At 52.1% G+C, this 261-nt stretch carries 3 tRNA genes; all 3 read right to left on the reverse strand.

From position 1 onward, the window contains the following. Window positions 1-23: 23 nt before the first annotated feature. The 3 genes from IX290_RS11525 to IX290_RS11535 all read right to left on the reverse strand — a co-directional run bounded on the left by IX290_RS11525 (window position 24) and on the right by IX290_RS11535 (window position 259). Window positions 24-100, reverse strand: a tRNA-Met gene (locus tag IX290_RS11525). Between the two features lies 1 nt (window position 101). After that, a tRNA-Ala gene (locus tag IX290_RS11530) sits at window positions 102-177 on the reverse strand. Window positions 178-183: 6 nt separating this feature from the next. After that, a tRNA-Gly gene (locus IX290_RS11535) sits at window positions 184-259 on the reverse strand. Between the last annotated feature and the right edge of the window lie 2 nt (window positions 260-261).

Below are 261 nucleotides of genomic sequence, written 5' to 3' on the forward strand. Positions count from 1 at the left end.
AGAAGAAGCGTTTTATACAAATATGGTGCCTAGAAATGGATTCGAACCATCGACCGTACGGGTATGAACCGTATGCTCTAGCCAACTGAGCTATCTAGGCATGGTGGAGATAAGCGGGATCGAACCGCTGACCTTCGCAGTGCAAGTGCGACGCTCTCCCAACTGAGCCATATCCCCATGAGATGGAGCGGGAAACGAGGGTCGAACTCGCGACATTCAGCTTGGAAGGCTGACGCTCTACCAACTGAGCTATTCCCGCAT

This window comes from Fusobacterium sp. DD2, assembly GCF_018205345.1.
Taxonomy (GTDB): domain Bacteria; phylum Fusobacteriota; class Fusobacteriia; order Fusobacteriales; family Fusobacteriaceae; genus Fusobacterium_A.